We start from the raw sequence: 4,663 nt of genomic DNA on the forward strand, positions 1-4,663 counted from the left end.
GGCGCGAACGCGAATGGCTTCTAAGGTTTTGTGATCAAGTTTACGACCGTCATCGTGACGCATGAGTGTAGATATCCGATAAGCTTGGCGAACGAACGCTACATTATAAATGATGTTCGCTTACTTTCGTACCCATTAGTAGGTCAGACGATTAATACGATGCTGGAATCCATCAAGGAGTCCCGGGCCAAGCGGAAAATCGAAAGCCTTCGTCTGGAAAATACGATAACCGGTACTCATACCGGCACCTGGGAGTGGAACGTCAACACCGGGGAGACGGTATTCAATGAACGCTGGGCGGAGATTGTTGGCTACTCCCTGGCGGAACTGGCGCCGATTTCCATTGAAACCTGGAACGCACTGGTCCATCCCGATGACCTGAAAAAGTCCGCCAGGCTGCTGGAAAGGCACTTTCTCGGGGAGCTTCCCTACTACGAATGCGAAGCTCGAATGCGTCACAAGAATGGGCACTGGGTCTGGGTAATGGACCGCGGTTGTTTGATGACCCGGACGGATGACGGGCAGCCGCTGATGATGTATGGCACCCACCAGGATATTACCGAGCGCAAAGAGGCCGAGAAACAACTCTCCATGGCTGCCGGTGTTTTCAGGCACGCTCGGGAAGGGATTCTTATAACCAGTGCCAAAGGTATTATTCTGGATGTGAATGCAGCGTTCACCCAGTTGACCGGGTACGCCCGTCAGGACGTTATTCATCAGAATTATCAGCTGTTGTCCTCCGATCGACACGGCGAGCTGTTCATGAAAACCATGCTCAAAGCCCTGCATGAGGAGGGAGTCTGGAGTGGCGAGTACTGGATGCCCCGCCAGGATGGGGCGGTGTTTCCCGCGTTGATGACTATTGCTGCAGTACGTAACCGTGCCGGCGAGGTGGAGCATTATGTGACTCTGGTGGCTGATATCTCCAACCTGAAGCAGAACGAGGATAAGCTGCGCCTGATCGCCCACTACGACAACCTGACCGGCCTGCCGAACCGCATTCTTCTGACGGAGCGGCTGCGCCACGCTACCCTGGTGGCCCGGCGCCGGAAAGAAGAGCTGGCCGTGGTGTTCATGGATCTTGATGGCTTCAAGGAAGTGAACGATACCTGTGGTCACGCCGCCGGTGACCAGTTGCTGACTATTCTCGCCGACCGTATGAAATACGCTCTCAGGGAATGCGACACGGTGGCGCGCCTTGGGGGCGACGAGTTTGTGGTCCTGTTGCCGGATCTGTCTGGCAAGGATGGCTGCCGACAGGTTCTGGATCGTTTATTGGCCGCCGTGTCTGCCCCGGCTTGCCTGGGTGAAGGTCAGGTTCAAGTGTCCGCGAGCATCGGTGTCAGCATTTATCCCCAGCAGCCAGACGTGGATGCCGATACCTTGCTGCGTCAAGCGGACATGGCCATGTACCAAGCCAAGCAAAATGGCAAGAACCAGTACTATTTCTTCCAACCAGTTAGTGCCCCGATGATGCCGGTTTTACCAGGGTAATCCACTAGCAAACCTCCCAATCAGGAATTCCGTCAGCACCTTGAGCTTGACCGAACGCTGTTTGGCTTGTGGGTACACCAGCCAGACACCGCTGAACGGGTAGCGATACTGCTCCAGCATGGATACCAGTTCTCCTCTCGCCAGTAACGGCTCCACGTAGTAATCCGGCAGCTGGGCAATGCCCAGCCCCTTGCGCACGGCATCCAGCAATGCGGGGCCGGAGTTGGAACGCCAGTTGCCAGACACCTTCAGTTCCCGCCGTTGACCGTTTTCACTGAACAGCCACCAGGTGTTTGAGCCCAGCAGGCAGTTGTGATGCGCCAGTTCGGCAAGGGTGTGAGGCATGCCATGGCGTTGCAGATAATCCGGGCTGGCGCACAGGTATTCCCGGCGATCGCACAACCGGCGCGATAACAGCGAGGAGTCCTTCATCGAGCCCATGCGCACCGCCAGGTCATAGCCCTCGCTGACCAGATCGGTCTGGCGATTGGTCAGGTGCAGGTCCAGCTGAATGTCCGGGTAGCGTGTCACAAAATCGTTCAGCGCCGGTGCCAGAAAGCGCTCACCGAAGGTGGTGGCGCAGGTGACCCGAAGAGAGCCGGCCGGCTTTTGCTGGGCCTGGCGCAATTCTTCCTCGGCACTGACAAATCCTTCCATCAGGTTGTGGCAGTGCTGGAAGTAGGTTTCGCCGGCCTCGCTCAGGCGTATTGATCGCGTGGTGCGGTACAGCAGGGGCGCACCCAGGCGTTTTTCCAGCCCGGCAACCTGCCGGCTGATGTGGGAAGGCGATACCCCGAGGCGACGGGCGGCGGCACTGAAACTGCCTTCCTGAACCACGGCAATAAAGGCCTCGATGGCGTCCCAGTGTTTCATGGCGGCTCCGATGGCAAATGGGCGGTTTCGGGGATTCCTTTCATACGCCAATTGTTGCTGTATGGCAACAATGCTTTTCCATCTGTGCAGAGATGAGTGGCGCCCGGTGATATACACTGAATGCAACGTTCATCCAACCGTTTCTGTTTATCCAACTGTTTTAAGAGGAGCCTGTTATGAAATCACGCGCTGCTGTTGCCTGGGCACCGGGCAAACCACTGACCATCGAAGAGGTGGATGTCCAGGGCCCGAAAGCCGGCGAAGTGCTGGTGCGTATCGTCGCCACCGGCGTCTGCCACACCGATGCCTACACGTTGTCGGGCGCCGACCCCGAAGGCATCTTTCCATCCATTCTGGGCCACGAAGGCGCTGGGGTGGTTGAGGAAGTGGGCGAGGGCGTGACTTCCCTGAAGCCGGGCGACCACGTGATTCCCCTGTACACCGCCGAATGTGGCAAGTGTAAGTTCTGCCTCTCCGGCAAGACCAACCTGTGCGGCGCCGTGCGTGCCACACAGGGCCAGGGCCTGATGCCGGACGGCACCAGCCGGTTCTCACTGGGGGGCAAGACCATCCACCACTACATGGGCACGTCCACCTTCTCGGAATACACCGTATTGCCGGAGATTTCCCTGGCCAAAATCCAGGTGGACGCACCGCTGGAGAAGGTCTGCCTGCTGGGCTGCGGCATCACCACCGGCATTGGCGCGGTGAAAAACACCGCCAAGGTTGAGCCGGGTTCCACCGTGGCCATCTTCGGCCTCGGCGGCATTGGCCTGTCCTGCATCCAGGGCGCGCGCATGGTGGGTGCCGAGCGCATCATTGCCATCGACATCAACGAAGACAAGTTCGAAATGGCCCGCCAGTTCGGCGCCACAGACTGCGTGAACCCGAAAGATTTCTCCGACCCGATCCAGCAGGTGATCGTCGATATGACTGACGGCGGCGTGGATTACTCCTTCGAGTGCATCGGCAATGTTCAGGTCATGCGTTCGGCGCTGGAGTGCTGTCACAAGGGCTGGGGCGAGTCCATCATCATTGGCGTGGCCGGTGCCGGCGAGGAAATTTCCACCCGCCCGTTCCAGCTGGTCACCGGCCGGGTGTGGAAAGGCTCTGCCTTCGGCGGCGTGAAGGGCCGCTCCGAGCTGCCGGGTTACGTGGAGGACTACATGGACGGGAAGATCGAGATCGATCCGTTCGTGACCCACACCATGGGCCTGGAAGACATCAACAAGGCGTTTGACCTGATGCACGAAGGCAAGAGCATTCGTTCGGTCATCCTGTTCGATCAGTGAGGTAGCCCATGAGCGACACCACTCCGGAGCTGCTCGCCAGTAACAAGTGTTTTGGCGGCTGGCTCAAGCGTTACAAGCACACGTCAACAGCGACCGGCACGGAGATGGTGTTCGCCATCTACCTGCCGCCGCAGGCACAAACCGAAAAAGTGCCGGTGCTGTACTGGCTCTCCGGCCTGACCTGCACCGATGAGAACTTCATGCAAAAAGCCGGTGCCCAGCGCATGGCGGCGGAACTGGGCATCGCCCTGGTGGCGCCAGACACCAGTCCCCGGGGCACCGATCTGCCCGGCGAGCATGACAGTTACGATTTCGGTTCAGGTGCCGGTTTCTATGTGAACGCCACCCGGCAGCCCTGGTCGGCGCATTACAACATGTTCGATTACGTGACCGAAGAGCTGCCGGCACTGGTGGAACAGTACTTCCCGGTAACCGACAAACGTGCCATCAGTGGCCATTCCATGGGGGGGCACGGCGCGTTGATCTGCGCCCTGAAAAAGCCGGGGCGGTACCGGTCGGTGTCCGCCTTTGCGCCCATCACCAACCCGGTGAACTGTCCCTGGGGCGAAAAGGCCTTCACCGGTTACCTGGGCGATGATCGGGAGGCATGGAAAGCCTGGGATGCCTGTGAACTGGTGGCCACGGCGAAGGAAAAGCTGCCATTGTTGGTGGATCAGGGCGAGGCGGATAACTTTCTCGATGAACAGTTGAAGCCCGGGGCCCTCGAGGCCGCCTGTGAGGCAGCGGGGCACCCGCTAGAGCTGCGTCTACAGCCAGGCTACGACCACAGCTACTTTTTCATTGCGAGTTTTATCGATGACCATTTGCGGCATCACGCCCGGGCCCTCGGCTGACAGGGGCCCTGGTCCACGAAGATCAACGCAACCCTGAACCCGCCTTTGGCGGGTTTCAGATTGCTGACGAACCCCGGTTTTTCCGGGGTTCGTTGCGTTTGGGCGCTTTAAATTCAGTGAGCGATGGAGTTAGCCCAATACTCCTGACCG

The 4,663-nt window shown here is 58.8% G+C and carries 4 protein-coding genes; 3 read left to right on the forward strand and 1 reads right to left on the reverse strand.

Annotated features, from left to right (window positions below; all coding sequences use genetic code 11):
* The first annotated feature begins 159 nt into the window (after positions 1–159).
* Complete coding sequence (locus BY454_RS16250) at positions 160–1,494, forward strand: sensor domain-containing diguanylate cyclase (RefSeq protein WP_104417613.1); 1,335 nt, start codon at positions 160–162, stop codon at positions 1,492–1,494.
* Here BY454_RS16250 and BY454_RS16255 read toward each other — a convergent pair.
* The gene (locus BY454_RS16255) at positions 1,483–2,367 is read right to left on the reverse strand and encodes a LysR family transcriptional regulator (protein ID WP_104417614.1); all 885 of its coding nucleotides are present in this window, start codon (positions 2,365–2,367) and stop codon (positions 1,483–1,485) included. The two genes, BY454_RS16250 and BY454_RS16255, sit on opposite strands and share 12 nt — an antisense overlap.
* 176 nt (positions 2,368–2,543) lie before the next feature.
* On the opposite strand from BY454_RS16255, the gene BY454_RS16260 reads away from it, so the two are divergent.
* Both BY454_RS16260 and fghA read left to right on the forward strand, forming a co-directional pair.
* Positions 2,544–3,659, forward strand: coding sequence for an S-(hydroxymethyl)glutathione dehydrogenase/class III alcohol dehydrogenase (locus BY454_RS16260; protein WP_104417615.1), 1,116 nt, complete (start codon positions 2,544–2,546; stop codon positions 3,657–3,659).
* An 8-nt stretch (positions 3,660–3,667) separates the two neighbouring features.
* Positions 3,668–4,513, forward strand: a complete 846-nt coding sequence (fghA, locus tag BY454_RS16265) for an S-formylglutathione hydrolase (RefSeq protein WP_104417616.1) — start codon at positions 3,668–3,670, stop codon at positions 4,511–4,513.
* Positions 4,514–4,663: the final 150 nt, after the last annotated feature.

The organism is Marinobacter persicus (genome assembly GCF_002934325.1).
GTDB lineage: Bacteria > Pseudomonadota > Gammaproteobacteria > Pseudomonadales > Oleiphilaceae > Marinobacter > Marinobacter persicus_A.